Origin of the sequence: Streptomyces sp. NPDC006743, from assembly GCF_040703815.1 — a bacterium.
GTDB lineage: Bacteria > Actinomycetota > Actinomycetes > Streptomycetales > Streptomycetaceae > Streptomyces.
Genome location: NZ_JBEYJA010000001.1, coordinates 319,907 through 341,740 on the forward strand (window position 1 = coordinate 319,907; position 21,834 = coordinate 341,740).

Consider the following 21,834-nt stretch of genomic DNA (forward strand, 5'->3'; position numbering starts at 1 on the left):
ATGACCGCACTGACGTTCACGGCACTGGAGGGGACGTACGAGCTGACGTCCGCCGTCGTCCTCGCCACCGCGGGGCACGCGGCGCGGCTCGCGGACCTGCTCCCGGCGGGCGCGGAGATCCGCGAGGTGGCCCCGGGCGACCTGCGCGGCCGGCGCGATCCGGCCTCGCGGCTGGGCGAACTGGCCGCCACCGTACTGGCCGAGGCGCATCCGCCCGGCGGGGACGCCTTCTCGCGCGGGGTGTTCATCTCCTCCCGGCGCGGCAACCAGGCCTCCGTACGGCAGTTCACCGGTGCGCTGGCGGCCGGGCGGCGCTCGCCCGCCGCGTTCTCCGTCTCCGGTTACAACATCGTGGCGCAGAGCGTCGCCCGGTGCCTGCCCGCGCAGGGCCCTTCGGTGGTGCTGGCCGGGCGGCGGGCGACGCTGGACGGGGCGCTGCTGCTGGCCGCGCTGCGGCTGGCGTCGGGCGCCGTGGACAGCGCGTACGCGGGACACGTCACGTGGCTGCCGTCGGGCGAGGGCCTCGCGGTCCTCACGGCGGTGCGGCGCGGCGCGGCCGCGTGCGGCGGTGACGGTGACGGCGGCGCGCAGCGGTCTGCCGGGACGCGGGGTCCCGGTGATGCGGTACGGCTCGACCCGCGCCGGCTGTTCGTCGAGCGCGCGGCCCAGGACGGGCTCGGCGCCGAGGACCTGGCGGCCGTCGGCCGGGTGGCCCCGCTGCTCGGCCGGAGGGCCGGGCGCGTTCTGGCGGGTGCCCGGTGAGCGCGCTCCTGACGAGCGGGGCCGCCGCGGCCGGCCGGACGGCCGCGGGCTGGATCCATCCGCTGGCCTCCGTCACCGAACGCACCATGTCCGGCACCCGGGTGCTGACCTCCGCCGACCTGTGCGCCCTGGTGGAGGCGCGGGCCGGGGAGTGGGCCGGGCTGGGCGCGGCTCCGGGCGAGCGGGTGATCGTGGCCACCGGCAGCAGGCTCGGCACGCTGCTGGACGTCGCCGCCGCGTGGGAACTCGGTCTGGTGCCCGTACTGCTGTCGGACACTCTGGCGCCGGAGGGCTACCGCATCCTGGCGCGGGCCACCGGGGCGCGCGCCGGGCGGCTGACCCCGGCCGTCGCCCGGGTGTGGGGGACGGACGCGGTCACCGCGCGGTCCTGTGCCGGTTCCGTCCTGGCCCGTCTGGACGGGGGCGGCCCGGCCGCCGCGGACCGTGCGGTGCACCCGGACCCGGCGGGCGCCCTGCCCGGCGGGGAACCCGCGCTGGTCCTGGCCACCTCGGGCAGTACGGGGCTGCCGAAGGCCGTCGTGCACCGCAGGGCGGCGCTGCTGCGCAACGCCGCGATGCACTGGGAGAGCGTCGGCTCACCTGGACCGGAGGCCCGTTACCTCCTGTCCCAGTCGATGTTCTTCTCGTCGGCCTTCGTGTGCGGGGTGCTCGGCGTGCTCGCCCGGGGCATGGGACTCACGCTGATCGAGCCGCCGTTCGCCACGGCGAACTGGTTCGAGACGGCGCGGGAGACCGGGACGACGCACACCGCGCTCACCCCCCATCTGCTGATGCGGGTCCTGGACGGCGGCGGGCCGCTGCCCGGGTCGCTGCGGCAGGTGACCGTCGGCGGCGACCGGCTGGGCGGCACGGCGCTCGGTGAGCTGCGCCGCCGCGGCGGTGCCGAGATCTTCACGACCTACGGGCTGACCGAGGCGGGTCCCCGGGTCGCCACCAACGCCCTGGGCGCGGGCGGCGACCCGGAGGGCATCGGTGCGCCGCTGCCGGGCGTACGCCTGGAGCTGCGGTCCTCGCCGCAGGCCCGCGACGGCATGGGGGAACTGGTCGTGCACACCCCGACCGCACAGCTCGGGACCTACCGGGACGGGCTGTTCGTGCCGTACGCGGCCGGTACCGAGGTGCCCACCGGCGATCTGGGCGAGCGGCTCGCGGACGGGGGGATCCGGCTGGTCGGCCGGTCCCGCCGGGTGGCCGCGGTGGCCGGCGAGAAGGTCTACCTGGGGCTCGTCGAGCGGGTGCTGGGCGAGCATCCGGACGTCAGCGCGGCCCGGGTGGCCCCGGCCGAGGACGACCCGGCGGTGCTGGCCGCCCGCATCCTGCCCCGGCCCGGGGCGGCGGACGTCGACCCGGCGGCCCTGCGCCGCTGGTGCCGGGGGCGGCTGCGGGCGGTGGAAGTGCCCCGCCGGTTCGAGGTGGTGGACGCGGGCACGCGCCTCACCAAGTGAACGCCTGACATCAGTGCCCAACAGCGCTCTACTTACCTGACGCTCAGTCAGAACTGCACGCGCACCAGCGCCTTCACCACCACGACCCGCAACCCGCGGAACCCCGTAGCGCATCCGCGGATGCGCGGCACACGCCCGTGGACGCGCGACACACACCTTCAGAAGCACAACACACCATCGGAACACAGGAGAACGACACCATGACGACGATCCCGGCCGAAGCCAACGTGGTCGCCCCGACCGAACGCAACCTGCAGATCGCGGGCGAGCTGGTCCGCAACGGCGGTGTGGTGGTCGCGCCGTCCGACACCAACCTGGCGCTGACCATGGACCCGTGGAACAGCGCGGCCGTCGAGCGCGCCTTCGCCATCAAGCGCCGCCCGCCGACCTCCCCGCTGACCCTGTTCGTGCGCCACCCGCAGGAGTGGCAGGAGTACACGCAGGTGCCCGAGGCGCTGCGCGAGGCCGTCCGGCGGCTGACCGACGCGTTCTGGCCCGGCCCGTTCAACATCGTGCTGCCGCGCAACACCCGCATCCCCGACCACCTGGTGTGCGGGGGGCCGACCGTGGCCATCGGCTGCCTGTCCAACCCGACCGTCCAGCGGCTGATCGAGACCACCGGCCGGCCGGTGGCGATGACCTCGGCCAACCTGTCCGGCCAGGCCGACGGCGTCCTGGTCGACCTGGACCTGGCCGTCGAGCAGATCGGCCAGTCCGTCGACATGGTCGTCAAGGGCGGCCACCAGGGCACCACGGCCTCCTCCACCATCGTGACCGCGGCCACCGTGCCGTTCAGGGTGCTGCGCCTGGGCGACATCACCGCGGACCAGATCCGTGCCGCGCTGGGTGACCTGGCGCACCTGCTGGAGGACTGAGGTGCCGGGACCGGGGCGCCGGGAGGACCACGGCGGTCCGTCCGGCGCCCCGGCGCGGGTCCTGGTCACCGGCGCCACCGGCTTCGTCGGCAGCCGGGTCGTGGCGGCGCTGCTCGCCCGGCCCGGCGGCACGCCGCTGCGGGTCCTGACCCACCGCACGGCCCTGGCCGGCGACCCGACGGACGCCGGCCGGGGAGCCTCCACGAGCGGCGGCCTCGAAGCCGCCGTCACCCGCCGGTCTCTCGAAGTCGTCACGGGTGACCTCGCCGAGCCGGGGAGCCTGCGCGGTCTGTGCGAGGGCGTGCACACCGTCCTCCACCTCGCCTCCCGGATCGGCGGCGACTGGCGGCGGTGCGCCGAGGTCAACGTGCACGGCACCCGGGCGCTGCTCGCCGAGGCCCGCCGCGCCGGGGTCCGCCGGTTCGTCCAGCTCAGTACGTCGGCCGTCTACCGCGACGGCGTCCACCGGGGCGCGGGAGAGGACGGGCCGGAGCTTTCGCCCGCCTCGGTGACCGGGCGGACCCGGCTCCAGGCCGAGCGGGAGGTGCTGGCCGCGGACGGAGTCGTCCTGCGCCCGCACCTCGTCGTCGGCCCCGGCGACGCCTGGGTGGCCCCGGCCCTGGCCGAGCTGCTCACCCGGCTGCCCGCCTGGATCGACGGCGGACGCGCCCGGGTGTCGGTCAGCACCGCGGACTGCCTCGCCCGGCCCCTCGCCGCGCTGGCCACCACGGCCTGGCGCCCGCGCCCGGGCGGCGAGGTCTTCCACGCGAACCATCCCGTGCCGGTGACGGTGCGGGAGCTGGCGACCTGGGTCGCCGGGGCGTACGGGCTGCCGCTGCCCGTACGCGACGTCGGCTACGCCGAGGCGGCCCGGCTGCTGGACACGCGGCGCGACCGGATCTGGGCGCGCCGCCTCTCGCAGTTCGGCGTCGACCACTGGTACGAGAGCGGACGGCTGTGGCGGCGCACCGGACTGGACCCGGGACCCCGTGCCCTTCCCCGCCGGGCGGCTCAGGCGGGCGGGCCGGGCGGGGGAGGGGGCGGCGCGTGCCCCTGACGTCCCGCCACCGTGGCGTGAACGCCGAGAGGTGAGCGGTCGGGGCGCCAGGGGTGAGCGGTCAGGGGCGCCCGACCGTGGTGGCGGCGAGCAGGGCGCCGTCGTCGGCGCGCTGGGTCGCGATGACCTGGGCGGCGGCCCGTGCGTCGGCGATCCGGCCGCGGTCGCGCGGGTCGACGGTGAAGGCCTGCTGGTCCGCGTACCGCGGGTGGGCGGCCCGTTGGGCCGCGGTCAGGGTGGTGGGGACCAGGCGCAGCCAGTACCCCTCGTCGGACAGTGCGCCGTCCTGGACGGTGATGCCGCCGTGCGGGGCGTAGACGAGCTGCTGACTGGCGACGCCCGTGCCGGTGCCCTGCCAGACGACGGTCGTGTCGTCGAGCCAGGTCGCGGCGGAGGCGTTCAGGTCCAGGCCGTAGGCGCCGGCGAGCGACGGGGCCAGGTAGGCCGGGTCGCCCGCCACCCGCCACACCTCGTGCCCGTACAGGGAGAAGTCGAGGGCCTCGTCGACGGGGACGTCCTTCTCCTCCTTCTTGTGCAGGATGTAGCTGAGAGAGTCCGCGTGCGCGGTCAGCGGGACCTCGAAGACGAGGCCGAAGGAGTCCTGGCCGACCGGCCGGATGGGGTCGTTCCACTCCGGCGGGTGGGCGGCGCCCGTCCAGGCGTGCAGGCCCCAGCCGGTGTAGTCGCCGTCCGCGCGGTGGTAGTGGATGACCGCCTTGGCCGGGTCCTGCGGCGGGTAGGCGCCGGCGGGCCGGGCCGCGTCCACCGTGTCGCTGCCCTGGGCGGTCCACACCTCGGCCGCGGCGGCGAAGTCCAGCGTGCGGGCGGGTCCGTCGGCGCTGCCGTCGCGCTCGACGGTGAAGCGGACCTCGGTGGTGCCGGCGGCCGGTTCGAACCAGGCGAAGGCACCGTAGGCGCCGCGGCCGGTGAACTGCGCGGTGCGGCCGTCGGCGGTGCGCAGGGTGAGACCGGTGTAGTCGCCGTCGGCGCGGTGGTAGTGGACGACGGCGCGGTGGCGGGCCGCCGTCGGTGTCGCGGCCGCCGGGGCGGCGCCCGCGGTGGTGGACGCCAGGGCGCTCGCGGTGCGTCCGGCGCGGTCGACGACGACCGCCTTGTACCGCAGGGGCGTTCCGGCGGCCACGTCGGCGGGCAGGTGCTGGGTGATGGTGTAGGGGGCGTGGTCGGCGGTGCCGAGCGTCCGCCATGCGCCGCTGCCGGTCTGCGCGGCGAAGACGACGCGGTCGAGTTCCCCGCCGCCGGTGTCCGCGCCGATCTCCACGGTGCCGTTCGCCCCGGCGGCCGGGGCGTGCAGCGTGAGGGCGGGGCGGGCCGCGGGTGCGGGCAGCCGCTTCGCCGCCCGGAACACGACCGAGGACCAGGCCGGTACGGTCACGGTGACCTTGCCGTCGGCGCCGCCGCGCACGGTGCCGGTGGTGCCGTACAGCGCCCGGAACTCCGTGTCCGCGGTGCCGGTCGGGACGGTGACGGTCTTCGCCCGGTCCGCGTTGTTGAACGCGACGAGGTAGGGGCGCTGCTCCTGGAGGCCGGTGCGGGTGAACGCGTACACGGAGCCCTGGGCGTAGCGCTCGGTCTGGACGCCGTCGCGCAGCGCGGGGTGGCGCCGGGTGAGCCGGGAGAGGTCCGCGATGGCCCGGTAGAGGGGGTGGGCGGTGTCGTAGGAGTCCGAGGCGGCGGTGCGGTCGGTGCCGATCTCGTCGTCGTCGAGGTAGTCGGGGACGCGGGAGGCGAACATCGTCTGGCGGGCGTCGACGTCTCCGCCCGCCCCGGTGAAGCCCTGTTCGTCACCGGAGTAGATCACCGGGTTGCCGCGGGAGAGGAACATCAGCTCGTGGGCGAGGCGGTCGCGGCGCAGCAGCTCCGCGTCGCCGGCGCCGGGGTTGTCCTGGGCGAGGAAGGTGCCGATGCGGCCCATGTCGTGGCTGCCGAGGAAGGTGACCTCGCTGTAGGCGTTGGTCTTGTCGGTGCCGTAGCGGTAGTCCTGGGCGAAGACGTGGGCGAGGTCGTCGGCGGGGCCGCCGCGGGAGGCGAAGTTGCGGGCGGCGGCCTGGAAGGGGAAGTCGAGGGTGGAGTCGAGCCGGCCCTGGGTGACGTAGGGAGCGGTGATGGCGGGGTCGGCGGAGAAGGCCTCGCCGAAGAGGAAGAAGTGCGGGCGTCCGTGCTGTGCCGCGTAGCGGTCGAGCGCGCCGGCCCACTGGGTCCAGAAGTCCATGCCGACGTTCTTGGCGGTGTCGACGCGGAAGCCGTCCACCTGGTAGTCCCTGACCCACTTCTCGTAGATCTTCTCCATGCCGCGGACGACCTCGGGACGTTCGGTCCACAGGTCGTCCATGCCCTGGAAGTCGCCGTAGAGGGCGCTCTCCCCGGCGAAGGTGGAGTTGCCCCGGTTGTGGTACATCGCCGGGTCGTCGAGCCAGGCGGGGACCTTGCGGTCCGCGGGGTCGGTGGAGGGTCGGGGGGTGTAGGGGGCACCGGCCGCGTCCGTCGGGTGTATCCCCTCGGTGTCGTCGAAGGGGCGGCCGCTGGTGTCGAGGTAGGGGTAGGCACCCTTGCTGCGGTAGCCGTAGGCCTGTTCGGCGTAGTCGATGGTGTCGGCGGTGTGGTTGGTGATGACGTCGAAGAAGACCTTCATGCCCTTGCGGTGGGCCTTGTCGATGAGTTCGGTGAGGTCGGCCTCGGTGCCGAAGTGGGGGTCGACGCGGGTGAAGTCGGTGATGGCGTAGCCGTGGTAGTTCGCGGTGGCGTGGCCGTCGCGCACGGTGACGGGCTTGTTGCGGAAGACCGGGGCCAGCCAGATGGCGGTGGTGCCCAGGCCCTTGATGTAGTCGAGGCGGTCGATGACGCCGCGCAGGTCGCCGCCCTGGAAGAAGTCCTTGTCGGTGGGGTCGTACCCGGTGGTGAGGCGGCCGCCGGTCAGGCCGCCGCGGTCGTTGGCCGGGGAGCCGTCGGCGAACCGGTCGGGCAGCAGGAGGTAGAACTGCTCCCTGCTGTCGGCGGGGCGGGCGGACTGCGCGGCGAGCCGGGTGTCCGAGGGCGGGGGCGGGAGTGCCGCCGCGGGTGCGGGCGGGCTCGCGGCCGAGGCCGGCGGCGCCAGGGGCGGCAGCAGTGCGGCGGCCAGGGCGAGGGCCAGGGCGGTGGTGTTACGGCGGACGGTGCCGGCCACGTGAGGTCTCTCCTCGTCTTCTCGGTACGGGCACACGGGCCGGTGTCCCCTCGCTCGGGGGCACCGGCCCGTGCCGGGACCTGGTGGCGGCTCGTGCCGTGCGGCGGCCGGCCGCCCGGGCGGGCGGCCTCCTGCTGTACGGCGGTCAGCCGCGCCAGGTGTCGTTCAGGGTGAGCAGGCCGCCGGTGCCGACGGTGGCGGTGCGGTTGGCGCCGCTCTCCCAGGTGACGTTGCCGCTCGCGTCCTTGCGGAGGTACTTGTACTGGAAGGCCGTGCCCGCGGGCAGGGGGACGTCCAGCTTCCACACGGGGTAGCTCGCGGGGTCCAGCTTCAGGGCGTTCGCGGTGTTCCAGTTGCCGAGGGCGGCGTTGTCTCCGGTGACGTAGATGTTCTGGCCCCACTGGGTGGTGGCGTTGACCTGGAAGGATGCCCCGGTGGCGGTGCTGCCGCCGCCGTTGCCGGAGCCGCCGCAGGTCTTCGCGCCGACGTGCAGGGCGAGCGCGGAGTTGGCGCCGAGCGTGGCGGTGAACTGTCCGGAGGAGTTCACGGTGACGCCCTTGCCGCTCTGCACGTCGCAGTAGTCGCCGGCCGGCAGGGAGGTCTGGAAGGTGCGGGTCAGCGCGGAGCCCTCGTGGTTGATGGCGACGTACGCCTTGTCACCGCGGCCGAAGGCGATCTGGTTGCCGCCGTTGTCCCACCAGTTGGTCACCGCGGTCCCGGCGGCCGTGTTGCGGAACCTGACCATGCTCGCGATCTCGCGCCAGGCGTGCTCGCACTTCCAGCCGTCGGTGTAACAGGCGTCGACCTGCCCGTTGTTCGGGCCGCCGGCGTCCTTGTCGCTGAACTCGTAACCGGAGTGCACGTCGGGCGACCCGTAGGGCCAGGCCAGCATGAAGACGTGCGCGAGGGTGTAGTTGGCGCCGTCCTTGTAGGTGAGGGTGCCGCCGTTGCGCTCCGTGTCGTGGTTGGTGATGAACACGGAGGCCTTGTCGGAGCGGACCAGGCCCCAGTCCTCGCCGAAGTTCTTCAGCTCCGAGAGCTTCTCGTTGTTGAAGACCCGCTTGAGGTCGTAGGCGTAGTTGAACTCCTGGACGTCGCCGGTGCCGTAGTACTCGGGCGGCTGCACCGCCTCGCCGGCCGCGCCGATCGTCTCCTGCTTCCAGTAGACGCCGGGGGAGGTCAGCCGGGACTTGATGTTGGCGAGGTCGTCCTCGGGGATGTGCTTGGCCGCGTCGATGCGGAAGCCGTCGACGCCGAGGGAGAGCAGGTCGTTCAGGTACCCGGCGATGGTCTTGCGGACGTACTCCTCGCCGGTGTCGAGGTCGGGCAGGCCGCCCATCTCGCAGTGCTGGACGTTCCAGCGGTCGGCGTAGTTGGTGACCGGCGAGGTGCAGTCGTCCATGTCGGCGGCGGAGTACGTGCCCGGGTAGTCGTACTTGCTGAAGGGCGAGCCCGCGGTGCCGGTGCCGGAGGCGTTGGCCATGTGGTTGATCACGGTGTCCGCGACCACCTTCACGCCGGCGGCGTGGCAGGTGTCGACCATGCTCTTGAACGCGGCGCGGTCGCCCAGCTTGGTGCCGATCTTGTAGCTGACCGGCTGGTACGCCGTCCACCAGGAACTTCCCTGGATGTGCTCGTTCGGCGGGGAGACCTGAACGTATCCGTACCCGTCGGGGCCCAGCTCGTCCGTGCAGGCCTTGGCGACGGAGGCGAAGTTCCACTCGAACATCACCGCGGTGACGTCCTTGCCGCCCGGCGCCGCGGCCTGGGCGGGCGTGGGCGCCGTGACGGCCACAGCGGCTCCCGCCAGAGCGGCGAGTGCAGCGGCCACGGTCTTTCTGGCCATGGTTTCTCCAGTTCGTGGGGTGGGGTGATACCGGAGCAGCAGCCTCGAGTGGCAACGCGCCGTGCCGGAGAAGGCCGTGTGACTCTTGCCGCCGATGTTTCTTGCTGCAAGAGATTGCGGCCGAGAACGTACGGCGCCGCATTACCGTGGGTCAACCCCTCCCGCGGAAAAGACCGTTCATCAGGCGATCGACGCCCGTAGAACGCCGCAAGACCTTTCGCAAAAATTTCAACGATGCTACGTTCGTCGAACTCCGGCCCCCGGTCGGGGGGTTGGTCCGCCGGTCAGCCGCCGGGTCACCCCCACGCGCCCGGCCGGCCGGCCGGAGTGCCCCAGTCCCCCCACCTCTCCCCCTTCGGCTTCCGCCTCCCCCTGTCCCCCCGGTCCCCTCCCCCCGATCTCCCCCGGTCCTGCTCAGGACGAGGTCAGCAACGGCTCCCACCACGAGCGGTGGGCGCGGTACCAGTCCACCGTCCCGGTCAGCGCGGCGTCGAAGCCGACGCTGGGCCGGTAGCCGAGTTCCGCGGTGATCCGGCCGTGGTCGACGGCGTACCGGCGGTCGTGCCCCGGCCGGTCGGTGACGTGCGTGATGCGGTCGGGGCCCGCGCCGCACCGTTCGAGCAGGCGGTGCGCGAGATCGAGGTTGGTCAGCGCCGTGCCGCCGCCGATGTTGTAGACGCGGCCGGGCCGGCCGCCCGTGCGCACCAGTTCCACCGCGCGCACGTGGTCGTCCACGTGCAGCCAGTCGCGCACCTGCGCGCCGTCGCCGTACACCGGCAGGTTCCCGCCGGTCAGCAGCGCGGTCACGAAGCGCGGGACGACCTTCTCGGGGTGCTGGTAGGGACCGAAGTTGTTGGTGCAGCGGGTCACCCGGACGTCGAGGCCGTGGGTGTGGTGGTGGGCGAGCGCGATGAGGTCGGCCGCGGCCTTGGAGGCCGCGTAGGGCGAGCTGGGCCGCAGCGGGTCGTCCTCCAGGGCGGCGCCCTCGGGCAGCGAGCCGTAGACCTCGTCGGTGGAGATCTGCACGAAGGTGCGCACGCCGTGCCGCAGGGCGGCGTCGAGGAGCGTCTGGGTGCCGACGACGTTGGTGCGGGTGAACCCGGAGCCGTCCTCGATCGAGCGGTCCACGTGGGACTCGGCCGCGAAGTGCACGATGTCGTCGTGCCCGGCGGCCAGCTTCCGCACGGTCGCCGGGTCGCACACGTCGCCCTCGACGAAGGTGAGCCGGCTGTCCCCGCGGACCGCGTCGAGGCGGGTGAGGCTGCCGGCGTAGGTGAGTTTGTCGAGCACGCTCACCTCGACGCCGGGCGGGCCGGCCGGGCCGAGCAGCGTGCGGACGTAGGCGGAGCCGATGAAGCCGGCTCCGCCGGTGACGAGAACGCGGGATGTCATGAGTACAACTGCACCTTGCTGTGGTCGCCGATGACGAGACGGTGGGCCTGCGGGAGCCGGGGCGCCGCGGCCACGGTCGCCTCGCGGCCGATGAGTGACTGCTCGATCCGGGCGGCGCCCTCCACACACGCGCCCCGCAGGAGCACGGAGTAGCCGATCGCGCTGTCCTCGATCCGGCAGTCCTCGGCGATGGCGGTGTAGGGGCCGACGCTGGAGTTGCTGACGACGGCTCCCGCCCCGATCACCACGGGGCCGACGATACGCGACCCCCTGACGACGGCCCCCTCCTCGACACGGACCCGGCCCACCAGCACACTGTGCGGGTCGACCTTGCCGTCGACGCGGCCCTCGATCCGGTCCAGGACGTGCCGGTTGGCCTCCAGCATGTCGTCGACGCTGCCGGTGTCGCGCCAGGGCCGGGTCGTCGTCTCGGCGCGCACGGCCAGGCCCCGGTCGATCATCCACTGCACCGCGTGGGTGATCTCCAGCTCGCCGCGGCCCGAGGGCCGGATGGCGCGCACCGCCTCGTGCACGGCCGGGGAGAAGGCGTAGACGCCGATGAGCGCGAGGTCGCTGGCCGGGTGCTCGGGTTTCTCCTCCAGGCGCCGGACCAGCCCGTCGGCGCCGACCTCGGCGACGCCGAAGGCGCTCGGGTCGGGCACCGGGGTGAGCAGCAGCCGCGCGGCGTCGCGGCCGGCCGCGGCGCGGCGCACGAAGCCGCTGACCCCGTCCTCCAGGTAGTTGTCCCCGAGGTAGAGCAGGAAGTCGTCGGCGCCGAGGAAGTCCCGGGCGAGCAGCACCGCGTGCGCGAGGCCGAGCGGGGCCGGCTGGTGCAGGTAGGTCACCCGCACGCCGAACGCCGTCCCGTCACCGAGCACCTGGCGGATGTCGTCGGCGTGGCCGCCGACCACGACACCCACCTCCTCGATGCCCGCCTCGGCGATGGCCTGCAGGGCGTAGGCGAGGACGGGTTTGTTGGCGATGGGCAGGAGCTGCTTGGCGCGTGTGTGGGTGAAGGGCCGCAGTCTGCTGCCTGTGCCGCCCGCCAGGACCAGGGCTTTCACACCGGCCACCGGTGTCGCGCAAGGGGCTGGGTCTGTGGTCTCACGGATCTCTCCTCGAACGCGGGTCGCGGTGTCACCGGCTGAGCTGTTCCTGACTCAAGCAGAGGTGTGCCGAGCAGCGCAAGGCGCTTCTGAAATTTTCAGCAAGTCCTTGCAGACGGTGTGTCTTTGGTGTTTGACTCGCCACCGGCATCGCCCAACGGCGCGGCGCAGCGCGCAGTTCGCACACATGAGTTGGGGGCAGTACGTGACAGGTCGGCACCAGCGGGAACGGCTGGAGCGGGAGGCCGGGCATCTGGCACCGGGCGCCTCGGAGGAGGCGGCCGTGGGGCGCCGGGTGTTCGCCGAGGGGCGCGGCCCCGTCCTCACCGATCTCGACGGCAACCAGTACCTGGACTTCGCGGCGGGCACCCTGACCCAGTCACTGGGCCACGGACACCCCGAGGTCGTCCGGGCGCTCACCGAGCAGGCGGGCCGGCTGTGGAACGTGCACGACTCGGCCACACCCGAGCGGGCCGCGCTCCTGGACCTGCTGTCCCGGCTGCTGCCCGAACAGCTCAACACCTACGCGCTGTTCTCCACCGGCGCCGAGGTCGTCGAGGCCGCGCTGCGCGTGGTGCAGGCGACCGCGCCGCCCGGCCGCAACCGGATCGGCGCGCTGCGCGGCGGCTTCCACGGCAAGACCATGGGCGCCCGGATGCTCGTCCACTGGGACGTGGGCCACCAGGCGTTCGCCGGCAACTCCGTGCTCGGCTACTCGGCCTACTGCTACCGCTGCCCGCTGGAACTCACCTATCCCTCGTGCGGGGTGCGGTGCGCCTCGCTGGTGCGCCGGCACATCGCCGAGAAGCCGAACGTCTCCGCGCTCGTCTTCGAGCCGGTGCTGGGCGCCGCGGGCGTGGTCGTGCCGCCGCCGGGCTACTGGGAGCAGATCGCGGAGGCGTGCCGCTCCCACGGGGTGCTGCTCGTCGCCGACGAGGTGCTGACCGGCGGCGGCCGCACCGGAACGTTCCTGGCCAGCGAGCAGTTCGGCGTCGAACCCGACCTGGTGACCCTGTCCAAGGGGATGGCCAGCGGGTTCCCGTTCGCCGTGCTGGCCGGGCGCTCGGAGCTGCTGCGCCATCCGGCGGCGGCCGGGGCGGGGGCGTACGCCTCGACGTACGCGGGCAACCCGCTGGGCATCGCCGCCGCCCGTGCCACCCTGGAGGTCGTCGAACGCGACCGGCTGATCGAGCGGGTACGGGTCCTCGGGGAACTGCTGCGCGAGCGGCTGGCGGCGCTGCACGCGCGGTTCGACAACCTCGGTGACGTGCGCGGCATCGGGCTGCTGTACGGACTGGAGTTCGTCACCGACCGGGCGAGCCGGACCCCCGCGCCCGACCTGGCCCGCGCGGTGTACGCCACCGCGCTCGACCTCGGCCTGCGGGTCGCCCTCGGCGGGCACATCCTGCGGCTGGCACCGCCGTTCACCCTGGACGAGCCGCTGCTCGACGAGGGCGTGCGCCTGCTCGAACAGGCCATGGAGCGGGTGCTGTCGTGATCGTCGCGGAGAACCTCGTCAAGGAGTTCCGGATCCCCGAACGCAGGTCCGGACTGGCCGGCAGTCTGTCGACGCTGCTGACCCGCAGGCACCGCGTCGTGCGCGCGGTCGACGACGTGTCCTTCACCGTCCCGGCCGGCTCGAAGACGGCGTACATCGGCGCCAACGGGGCCGGCAAGTCCACCACGATCAAGATGCTCACCGGCATCATGACACCCACCAGCGGGCGCTGCCTGGTCGGCGGCATCGAGCCCTACCGGCACCGGCAGCTCAACGCCCGCGGCATCGGCGTCGTCTTCGGCCAGCGCAGCCAGCTGTGGTGGGACCTGTCCGTGCCGGACTCCTTCCGCATCCTGCGCAGGATCTACGACATCCCCGACGCGGTCTACCGGCGCAACCTCGCCCTGTACCGGGAACTCCTGGACATCGACGCCCTCGGCACCACGCCCGTGCGCCAGCTCAGCCTGGGGCAGCGGATGCGCGCCGAGATCGCGGCGAGCCTGCTGCACGACCCGGCGGTGGTCTTCTGGGACGAGCCGACCATCGGCCTGGACATGGTCCTCAAGGACGCGGTGCGCCACCTGGTCAACCACGTCCACCGGGAGCTGGGCACCACGGTCGTGCTCACCAGCCACGACATCACCGACATCGCCGCGATCTGCGACAGCGCGCTGGTCGTGGACCGCGGGCGGGTGGTGCACCAGGGCAGCATCCGGGACCTGCTGCGCGGCGCCGACCGGCGCTCGGTCGTCTTCGACCACCGCGGCGGCCCCGCCCCCGCGGCGGCCTGCGCGGACATCGAGCGGGGGCTGCCGGGGGTGACGGCCTCGCCCGGTGAGGACGGCCGGATCCGCGTGGAGTACCCGGTGGAGCGCTTCACCTCACGGCAGGTGCTGGGCTTCCTCCTGGACCGCTTCGACCTGGCGGACTGCTACGCGCCCGAACCGGACCTGGAGGACGTGCTCCGCGAGATCTACGGCGGCGGACGGCGGGAGGCGGTCCCGGCCGGCGTCCCGGGCACGGACCCGGTCCCGGGCACGGACGGTGCCCCGGGCGCGGGCTCCGTCCTGGGCGCGGGCGCCGGGGAGGACGGTGGTCGGGCATGACCGGCTCGGCATCCGCACCCGCGTCCGGCCACGGACCCGGCCACGCCCCCGCGTCCGGACACACCCCGGCGTCCGGCCGCGCGCCCGGCCCGGGGAGGGTCCGCGGCCCCGGCCCGCTGGGGCGCGTCCGCCCCTACCTGTCCTTCGCCACCGGCGGCCTGCAGTCCCTGCTCCAGTACCGCTCGACGTTCGTCATGACCGGGGTCACCGCCGCGGCCGGCGCCGCCGTCACCGTCTTCCTGTGGCGGGCCGTGTACGCGGACGCCCCGCCCGGCGGCGGTCCGGGCGGCTTCACCGCCGAGGGCATCACCACCTACCTGCTGATGGCCCAGGTCCTCCAGGTGCTGCACGCCAACCGGGTGGACGACGAGGTCGCCGCCGAGGTGTACCGCGGTGACGTCGCCGTCATGCTGGTGCGGCCGGTCAGCTACCCGGTGGTGCGGTTCTTCGCCTGCCTGCCGGTGGTCGCGGCCAACGCCGTGCTGGTCGGGGTGCCGGTGCTCGTCCTGTTCGCCCTGCTGGTGCCGCTGACCGTGCCCCGGCCGGCGGACGTGCCGCTGTTCCTGGTCTCGGCCGCGCTCTCCGTCCTCCTCGCCTTCTTCGTGAACCTGCTGACCGGGATGACCGGCTTCCTCACCACCAACACCTGGGGGGTGCGGATGGTGAAGCAGAGCGTGGTGGCCTTCTTCGCCGGTCAGCTGGTGCCGATCGCGCTCATGCCGGGCCCGCTCGCGGCGCTCGCCTCCGCGCTGCCCTTCCGCGGCATGGTCGACGCCCCGCTGACCCTGCTGCTCGGCCGCTACGACGGCTGGACGGGCGCGGCGGACGTGCTCGCCCGGCAACTGGGCTGGGTGGCCGCCCTGACGGTGCTCACCACCGTGCTGTGGCGGGCCTCGCTGAGCCGGCTGGAGGTGCTCGGCGGATGACCCGGACGGTGTGGCGCCACGTGCGCCTGGCGTTCTTCCTCGGCGGTGTCGGGCTGCACCGGCTGACCGCGTACCGGATGGACTTCGCCCTGGGGGCGGGTGCGTTCCTGGTGCGGGTCGGACTCCAGACGGCGGTGGTGGGCCTGGTCTTCCGCCAGGTCCCGGCGGTGGGCGGCTGGACCTACCACGAGGTGCTGTTCCTGCTCGGCTTCTCCCTGCTGCCGCGCGGCCTGGACCACCTCTTCACCGACCAGCTGTGGGAACTGGGCCGCAAGCTCGTGCAGCGCGGCGAGTTCTACCGCTATCTGATCCGCCCGGTGAACCCGCTCTTCTCGCTGCTGTCGGAGCGCTTCTTCCACCCCGACGGCCTGGGCGAACTGATCGTCGGCGCCGCCCTGGTGGGCTGGACCGGCAGCGAACTGGACCTGCACCTGACGCCGTTGCAGTGGGCCGTGGCACCGCTGCTCGTGCTGTGCGGGGCGCTCATCCACACCGCCGTGAAGCTGCTCTTCGCCTCGCTGTCCTTCTGGACCGTGACCAGTCTGCCGTCGATGTACGCGGCGAGCCAGGTGTCCGAGTTCGCCGCCTACCCGCTGGACATCTACCACTCCTCGCTGCGCGCCCTGCTGACCTGGGTGCTGCCCTTCGCCTTCACCTCCTACGTGCCGTGCGTCTACCTGCTGACCGGCGCCACGGGACTGGTGGTGTGGCTGCCGGTGGTGACGGCGGGAGCCCTGGCCGTCGCCCTGACCGTCTGGCGGCGCGGCGTCAACGCCTACGAGATGACCGGGAGTTGAGCGAGTTGAGCGAGTCGAATGAGCCGAGCCGGGCGAGTGGGCCGAGTGAGCCGAGCGTGACCGTGCCGGGTGACGCGCGGCTCGGGGAGCTGCTGCGCGACGCCCCGTGGATGTCCCACGACGCCCGCGCCGCCGACCGCTTCGAGCGGCTCGACCACGCGGTGCTGGGCCCGCACGACCTGCTGCTCGTGGTGGCCGCCGTGGGCGGCCCCGCGTCCGGGCAGCGGTTCTTCGTCCCGGTACGGACCGGCGGGCCGGACGGCGGGGACGGGGACGGGGGCGGGGACGCCACCGCCGGGCTCGCGGCCGTGCGCAGGGTGCTGGCCGGGACACCGCTGCGCACCGCCCGCGGCGGTGTCCTGGAGTTCCGGCGGGCGCCCGGCCTCCCGGCCGGCGAGGTGCGGCGGCTGCCGTTCGACCAGGGCTGGTCCTCCAACGCCCTGTCGCTGGTGGAGATCGGCGGCCTCGCCCACATCCACAAGACCTACCGGCGGCTGGACGAGACCGTCCGCGAACCCGGGCTGCTGCGGCTGATGAGCGGCACCGGGCACACCCCCGAGTGGGCCGGTGACTACACGTACACCGACCCGGTGCGCGGCACCCGGCACCCGCTGGGCGTCCTGTACCGCCACGCGCCGGGCCGGGGCATCGACGTACCGCTGCGGGAGAACCTGCGCTCCCTGTGGCCGCGGCTGACCGGGCGGGAGGCGGCACCGGAAGGGCTCGTCCGGGCCCATCTGCGCCCCCTGGAGGAGAACCTGCGCGCCGCCGGGAGTTTCCTGCGCGCCTTCCACCGGGACCTGTCGGCGCTCCTGGGCGCGCCCTCGGCCGGCTATCCGGTGGGCGAGGCGCTGGAGCGTGCCGCGCGCCGGCTGGCCGGCCTGGCGGGCGCGGCACAACCTCCGGCCGGAGCCTCGGGGGACGGACCGCCCCTGCCGACCGCCGCCCGCCGTGCCGCCTTCGCCGCCCTGGAGCGCGAAGTGGCCCTGCTGGGCGAGGAGTTCGCCGGGGCGGACACGGCGCCGGGCGCCGGACCGTGCCACGGCGACCTGCACCTGTCGCACCTGCTGTGCGGTGAGCAGGACACCGACGGCGCCCCCTGGCGGATGAGCGTCATCGACCTGTCCACGCCCGCCGTGTCGCCCGACGACCCGGCCTACGCCGCCCAGTCGCCGCTCCAGGACCTCGTCGCCGTCCAGCGCGCCCTGGAGTACTTCGCGGCCGACGAGGCCGCCTTCGAGAGCGCCCGCCGGCTCGGCATCGACTCCACCCTGACCATGTACGCCTCCCTGGAGGTCTCCGGCGAGGCGTCCCCGGACGGTGCCGACGGCCTGCCGCCCGGCGGGCGGGCCGTGGTGGACGCCGTGTTCCGCACCGCCGACACCTGGCGCGCGCACGTGCTGCGCCTGCTGCTCGGCCCCGCCCCCGACAGCCCGCTGCGGCGCCTGCTCTACCTGCGCCGCCTGCTGCACGAGCTGGGCTACAACCACGACCACGCCCGCCCCTACCACGCAGCGATCGACCTGCGCCACGCGCTCGCGCCGGCGCCGGACACCGCCCCGAGGACCCCCGCCCCGACGACCCCCGCGAGGACATGACCGCCGTGAACGCGCCCCGGCCGCCCCGCACCTCCCCCGCGCCCCGGATGCACGTCATCGAGACGTACTTCGAGTGCTGCGGCTTCGACCACACCTTCCTGCAGGGCGGCACCTCCGTCTACCTGTGGAACCTCTCCAGGACCTTCGCCGCCCGCGGCCACCGGGTCTCCATCGTCACCCCGGCGCACGGCCGCCTCGAGGACCTGCGCGGCCGCTACGACGTGGAGGACCTGCCCTACGACGACGCCTACACACTGCCGGTGGCCCTGGACACCCGCGTGTGGCGTGGCTTTCCCTCCGAGGTGCGGCTGCCGCTGCGCACCACCGCCCACCGCATCCGGCTCGACGGCGTGGACCTGTACTTCCTGTCCAACGAGTACCTGGACCGGCTGCCGGACACCTTCTACCCGCCCTACTCCGCCAAGGGACGGGACCTGGTCTTCTTCAAGCCGCTGGTCTTCCAGGTGGACTGCGTGCGGTTCCTGCGCGCCTGGTTCGGCCAGGAGCGGGCGATCGTGCACGCGCACGAGCCGTACTACCACCACCTGCTGCCCGCCGCGCTGCGCGCGGACCCCACCAAGCTGGTCGTCAGCAACGTGCAGAGCAACATGCCGATCGCGAAGAAGGTGTACGCGCCCGAGGTGGAGCGCCTGTTCGAGCTGCTCGGCGTGGACGTGAAGCTGCCCGGTCCGGACCCCGAGCCGGACGTGCCCGCGGCCGTCGTCCAGTACCAGCAGCGCACCCACCTGCACTACACCTACCCGCCGGACCACGTGGCGCTCTACGAGCTGACCGCCGAGCACGCCGACCTGATCGACTTCCTCTCCCCCGGCCAGCTCGACTTCTACGCCTCCTTCCGGGACACCCCCTTCGAGGCGCTGTTCCGGCGGCTGCCGATCGCCGACGTGGTGCGGCGCAACGCGCACAAGATGTTCGTCGGCGGCTGCGCGATCTCCGACCAGTGGCTGGCCTGGGACCCCGAGGGAGTCGACCGGACCGAGGTGCTCGGCGGCCTGGGCCTGGACGCGGAGCTGCCCACGTTCTTCCACAACGCCCGCTACGCCGTCCACCACAAGGGCCAGGTGGAGCTGGTGCGGGCCGTGGACCGGGTGCTCGGCGAGGGCCTGGCGGCCAACTTCGTCATCCGCTGCATCTCCGGCGCCGGCATCGACGACCCGTACTTCCACGAGGTCGCCGCCCGGCACGCGGGCCGGCTGCACCTGGAGTGGGAGCGGGTGCCCGAGGAGCGGGTGTTCGCGTACGCCGCCGCCTCGGACTTCGCGCTCTTCCCGTCCAAGTTCGAGATGGACACCTTCCTCATCGCGCAGGGCGAGGCGATGGCCGCCGGAGCGGTGCCCATCGCCACCGACCAGCGCGGCATGGAGCACTTCCGGCACGCCGACGGGCCGGACACCACCACGGGCTTCGCGGTCAACCGCTCCTTCGCGGAGGACGACGAACTGCTGGTCGCCGCGCTCGCCGACCGCATCCGCCGGGCGGCGGCGCTGTGGTCCGAGGAGCCGGACCGCTACCGGGAGCTGTCGCGGCGGGCCTCGGCGGTCGCCCGGGTCTTCACCTGGGACCACTGCGCCGACCTGCACCTGGCGGCGTTCACGGATCTGTGGGAGGGCCGGCCGCCGGTCCTGTCCCCCGAACTCGCGCTGCGGCACGGCTGGTTCGACCTGCTCCCCGACGACCTGGGGTACGACCGGCAGGCCGCCGCCGACGCCGCGGTGGACCACGGCGACCTCGACGCCTACGCGCGCCACGCCCCGCTCGACACGGACGCCGCCCGGCGGATCTTCCGCGCCGCCTGGCTGCGGGCCGACTTCGCCGCCTGCGAGCGGGTCCTCGCCCGCGTCCCCGGCGCCGTGCCGCCCGCGGAGGTGACCGCGCTGCGCGAGCGCCGGCGGGTGAGCGGCACCCGTCTGGAGTACCGGCTGCCGCACGCCGAACGGGTGGAAGTGGTCGGCGCGCGGCGGGACTCGGACCGGGCCCTGCCCGAGGTGACCACCCTGGAGCGCACCGCACCGGGCGTCTTCACGGGCGAGGTACCGGCCGACGGCGCCCAGCTCCTGCTCACCCTCTCCTCCGGCCGCGTCACCTGGGACGAGGTGCGTCATGTCTGATCCTCGGGCGCACGAGCCGCGCGGAACCGGTCTGCGCGGCGTGCGCGCGGTGCTGCTGGCCGGCGGCGAGGGTCGGCGCATGGGTCCGCTGGGCACCGGCCGGCTCAAGCCGCTGGTCCCCTTCGGTGGCGCCTGCCGGCTCATCGACTTCAGCCTGGCCAACGCCCGCGCCTCGGGACTGCCGGAGGTGCTGCTGCTGTCGCAGTACGAGGAGCGGCTGCTGATGGACGACCTGCACCGGGTGTGGAACGCCCGGCCGGGCTTCCGGGTGCACTTCGGGCCGTACGACAGCGCCTACCGGGCCGTCCCCGCCGGTGGCGGCCTTCCCCGTGAACTTCCCGCGCGGACCTGGCCGTTGGAGCGCGGCACCGCGGACGCGCTGATCCGCAAGGCGGAGTACGTCTTCACCGAGGGCACCGAGCACGTCCTGGTGCTGCACGCCGACCACGTCTACCGCTACGACTACGGTCCGCTGGTCGCGGCGCACCGGGCGTCCGGGGCCGCGCTGACCGTCGCCTACCAGCGCATCGACCCGCGCTGGGTGCACCTGTTCGGCATGGTCGGCTTCGACGGCCGCGGCCGGCTCACCGAGTTCGTGGAAAAGCCGGAGAACCCCACCTCCGACCTGGTGTTCGCGGCGTTCTGCGTGTTCGACGCGGCCGTGCTGCGCCGCTACCTGACCGCGCTGGACGGCACCGGCTGGCAGCACGACATCAGCCGGGACGTGATCCCCGCGATGCTCGCGGCCGGGGAGCACATCCGCGGGCACGAGGTGCGCGGCCACTGGGAGGACATCGGCACCGTGGAGCGCTACCACCGGGCGCACCTGGCGCTGGCCACGGGGCCGCGCGCGCCGCTGCCGGTGACCGAGATGCCGCTGACCGTCCGCCCGGGCACCGCCCGGCACTGGGTGGCCGAGGCCGCCGGTGTCCGTTCCTGCCTGGTCCCGGCCGACCTGGTCAACGCGGGTCTGGTCGAGGACAGCGTGCTGTTCCCGGGCGTGCGGATCGGCGCGGGGGCGCGGGTGCGGCGCAGTGTGGTGCTGCCCGGTGCCGTGGTGGCGCCGGGCGCGGACATCGACGGGGCGGTCGTCCTGGAGGACGGCCAGGTCCAGCAAGTCACCGAAGGAGTGAGGGCATGACCGTCTCGGGACGGGCCGCGGGCGAGCGGCGGACGAGCGACTACGACGTGCTGGTGGTCGGCGGCGTGGGCGTGGACACCATCGTGCGGGTCGACGAACTGCGGGTGCCGCCGGGCGACTCGGTGTTCGTGGAGCCGCTGCGGGACTACGTGGGGCACACCGGCAACGGGGTGGCGCTGGGCTGGCACACGCTGGGTCTGCGGACCAAGTTCATCGACTTCCTCGGCGACGATCCGCAGGGCCGCATGGTGCTCGGCCACTACGCGCGCCACGGCCTGGACTTCGCTCACGTCGTCTCCCCGCACGGCACCCCGCGCGCGGCCAACCTCGTCGACCCGCAGGGGCGGCGGTTCTCCTTCTACGACGGGCGGCACCCCGCCGGGCTGAGGCTGCCGCGCGACTTCTACCTGCCGTTCCTGGAGCGCTCCGCGCACGTCCACCTGTCGATCATCGGCCACAACCAGGACATGTACGAGGACATCCACCGCCTGGGCGTGACCAGTTCGACGGACCTGCACGACTGGGACGGGCGCAACCCGCACCACCGTACGTACGCCCTCGCCTCCGACTACGTGTTCCTGAGCGCGGCGGCGATCCACGACCGGCTGGAGGCGGTGCTGCGGTCGGTCGTCGAGGAGGGCCGGGCGCGGTTCGTCGTCGCCACGGACGGCGCCGACGGCTGCCACCTGCTGGTGCGCGGCGAGGACCGGGTGCGGCACTTCCCCGCGGTGCGTCCGGAGCGGCCGGTGGTGGACACCAACGGCGCGGGCGACGCGTTCGTCACGGCGTTCCTGCACACCCTCTTCGAGGGGCGTGACCTGGAGGAGTGCGTGCTGGCGGGCTCGGTGGCCGGCGCGTTCGTGTGCGGCAGCCTCGGCACCCACACCGAGTTCATCGACCTGCCCGGGCTGCGCGCCGCCGCCGCGCGCGCCGCCGCGGCACTGGGATGAGGCG

General features: G+C 73.8%; 15 protein-coding genes and 1 pseudogene. 12 read left to right on the forward strand and 4 right to left on the reverse strand.

The features are described 5' to 3' along the window. The 4 genes from ABZ719_RS01350 to ABZ719_RS01365 all read left to right on the forward strand — a co-directional run bounded on the left by ABZ719_RS01350 (nt 1) and on the right by ABZ719_RS01365 (nt 4,160). The gene (locus ABZ719_RS01350; protein ID WP_366723194.1) at nt 1-762 is read left to right on the forward strand and encodes a hypothetical protein; all 762 of its coding nucleotides are present in this window, start codon (nt 1-3) and stop codon (nt 760-762) included. After that, nucleotides 759-2,228: a class I adenylate-forming enzyme family protein gene (locus ABZ719_RS01355; protein ID WP_366723195.1), complete on the forward strand. Its 1,470-nt coding sequence runs from the start codon at nt 759-761 to the stop codon at nt 2,226-2,228. Before ABZ719_RS01350 ends, ABZ719_RS01355 begins: the two co-directional genes overlap by 4 nt. A gap of 200 nt (nt 2,229-2,428) precedes the next feature. Then, nucleotides 2,429-3,103 (forward strand): L-threonylcarbamoyladenylate synthase, encoded by a 675-nt coding sequence (locus ABZ719_RS01360; RefSeq protein ID WP_366723196.1) that lies wholly within the window; start codon nt 2,429-2,431, stop codon nt 3,101-3,103. A gap of 1 nt (nt 3,104) precedes the next feature. Beyond that, complete coding sequence (locus tag ABZ719_RS01365) at nt 3,105-4,160, forward strand: NAD-dependent epimerase/dehydratase family protein (RefSeq protein ID WP_366723197.1); 1,056 nt, start codon at nt 3,105-3,107, stop codon at nt 4,158-4,160. A gap of 73 nt (nt 4,161-4,233) precedes the next feature. Here the strand turns inward: ABZ719_RS01365 and ABZ719_RS01370 are convergent. The 4 genes and pseudogenes from ABZ719_RS01370 to ABZ719_RS01385 form a co-directional block, all read right to left on the reverse strand. Continuing rightward, nucleotides 4,234-7,308 (reverse strand): annotated as a pseudogene (locus ABZ719_RS01370) (alpha-amylase family glycosyl hydrolase); the annotation flags it as partial. Between the two features lie 178 nt (nt 7,309-7,486). Further along, the gene (locus ABZ719_RS01375; RefSeq protein WP_366723198.1) at nt 7,487-9,187 is read right to left on the reverse strand and encodes a carbohydrate-binding module family 20 domain-containing protein; all 1,701 of its coding nucleotides are present in this window, start codon (nt 9,185-9,187) and stop codon (nt 7,487-7,489) included. 414 nt (nt 9,188-9,601) lie between these two features. Beyond that, nucleotides 9,602-10,579, reverse strand: coding sequence for a dTDP-glucose 4,6-dehydratase (rfbB, locus tag ABZ719_RS01380; protein WP_366723199.1), 978 nt, complete (start codon nt 10,577-10,579; stop codon nt 9,602-9,604). Next, entirely contained in the window at nt 10,576-11,643 is a 1,068-nt protein-coding gene (locus ABZ719_RS01385; RefSeq protein WP_366723200.1) for a glucose-1-phosphate thymidylyltransferase, read from the reverse strand. Before ABZ719_RS01385 ends, rfbB begins: the two co-directional genes overlap by 4 nt. 229 nt (nt 11,644-11,872) lie before the next feature. Here ABZ719_RS01385 and ABZ719_RS01390 point away from each other — a divergent pair, with 229 nt between their 5' ends. Genes ABZ719_RS01390 through ABZ719_RS01425 form a run of 8 tightly spaced genes read left to right on the forward strand, consistent with a single transcriptional unit; the run spans nt 11,873 to nt 21,830 of the window. Beyond that, the gene (locus tag ABZ719_RS01390) at nt 11,873-13,183 is read left to right on the forward strand and encodes an aminotransferase class III-fold pyridoxal phosphate-dependent enzyme (RefSeq protein ID WP_366723201.1); all 1,311 of its coding nucleotides are present in this window, start codon (nt 11,873-11,875) and stop codon (nt 13,181-13,183) included. Next, complete coding sequence (locus ABZ719_RS01395) at nt 13,180-14,289, forward strand: ATP-binding cassette domain-containing protein (RefSeq protein ID WP_366723202.1); 1,110 nt, start codon at nt 13,180-13,182, stop codon at nt 14,287-14,289. Before ABZ719_RS01390 ends, ABZ719_RS01395 begins: the two co-directional genes overlap by 4 nt. After that, complete coding sequence (locus tag ABZ719_RS01400) at nt 14,286-15,215, forward strand: ABC-2 family transporter protein (protein ID WP_366723203.1); 930 nt, start codon at nt 14,286-14,288, stop codon at nt 15,213-15,215. Before ABZ719_RS01395 ends, ABZ719_RS01400 begins: the two co-directional genes overlap by 4 nt. Beyond that, the gene (locus ABZ719_RS01405; protein ID WP_366723204.1) at nt 15,212-16,012 is read left to right on the forward strand and encodes an ABC-2 family transporter protein; all 801 of its coding nucleotides are present in this window, start codon (nt 15,212-15,214) and stop codon (nt 16,010-16,012) included. The genes ABZ719_RS01400 and ABZ719_RS01405 overlap by 4 nt, the downstream gene beginning before the upstream one ends. Nucleotides 16,013-16,068: 56 nt before the next feature. After that, on the forward strand, nt 16,069-17,610 hold the full coding sequence (locus ABZ719_RS01410; protein ID WP_366723205.1) for a hypothetical protein: 1,542 nt from the start codon (nt 16,069-16,071) through the stop codon (nt 17,608-17,610). Then, on the forward strand, nt 17,607-19,739 hold the full coding sequence (locus ABZ719_RS01415; protein ID WP_366723206.1) for a glycosyltransferase: 2,133 nt from the start codon (nt 17,607-17,609) through the stop codon (nt 19,737-19,739). The genes ABZ719_RS01410 and ABZ719_RS01415 overlap by 4 nt, the downstream gene beginning before the upstream one ends. After that, on the forward strand, nt 19,732-20,880 hold the full coding sequence (locus ABZ719_RS01420) for a sugar phosphate nucleotidyltransferase (protein WP_366723207.1): 1,149 nt from the start codon (nt 19,732-19,734) through the stop codon (nt 20,878-20,880). Before ABZ719_RS01415 ends, ABZ719_RS01420 begins: the two co-directional genes overlap by 8 nt. After that, complete coding sequence (locus tag ABZ719_RS01425) at nt 20,877-21,830, forward strand: carbohydrate kinase family protein (protein ID WP_366723208.1); 954 nt, start codon at nt 20,877-20,879, stop codon at nt 21,828-21,830. Before ABZ719_RS01420 ends, ABZ719_RS01425 begins: the two co-directional genes overlap by 4 nt. Nucleotides 21,831-21,834 lie beyond the last annotated feature (4 nt).

Bases quoted from the DNA above. Each gene is read 5' to 3' on its own strand.
- ABZ719_RS01350 (WP_366723194.1), top strand. From the start codon at position 1: ATGACCGCACTGACGTTCACGGCACTGGAGGGGACGTACGAGCTGACG.
- ABZ719_RS01360 (WP_366723196.1), top strand. From the start codon at position 2,429: ATGACGACGATCCCGGCCGAAGCCAACGTGGTCGCCCCGACCGAACGC.
- ABZ719_RS01375 (WP_366723198.1), bottom strand. From the start codon at position 9,187: ATGGCCAGAAAGACCGTGGCCGCTGCACTCGCCGCTCTGGCGGGAGCC.
- rfbB (WP_366723199.1), bottom strand. From the start codon at position 10,579: ATGACATCCCGCGTTCTCGTCACCGGCGGAGCCGGCTTCATCGGCTCC.
- ABZ719_RS01390 (WP_366723201.1), top strand. From the start codon at position 11,873: ATGAGTTGGGGGCAGTACGTGACAGGTCGGCACCAGCGGGAACGGCTG.
- ABZ719_RS01400 (WP_366723203.1), top strand. From the start codon at position 14,286: ATGACCGGCTCGGCATCCGCACCCGCGTCCGGCCACGGACCCGGCCAC.
- ABZ719_RS01405 (WP_366723204.1), top strand. From the start codon at position 15,212: ATGACCCGGACGGTGTGGCGCCACGTGCGCCTGGCGTTCTTCCTCGGC.
- ABZ719_RS01415 (WP_366723206.1), top strand. From the start codon at position 17,607: ATGACCGCCGTGAACGCGCCCCGGCCGCCCCGCACCTCCCCCGCGCCC.
- ABZ719_RS01420 (WP_366723207.1), top strand. From the start codon at position 19,732: ATGTCTGATCCTCGGGCGCACGAGCCGCGCGGAACCGGTCTGCGCGGC.
- ABZ719_RS01425 (WP_366723208.1), top strand. From the start codon at position 20,877: ATGACCGTCTCGGGACGGGCCGCGGGCGAGCGGCGGACGAGCGACTAC.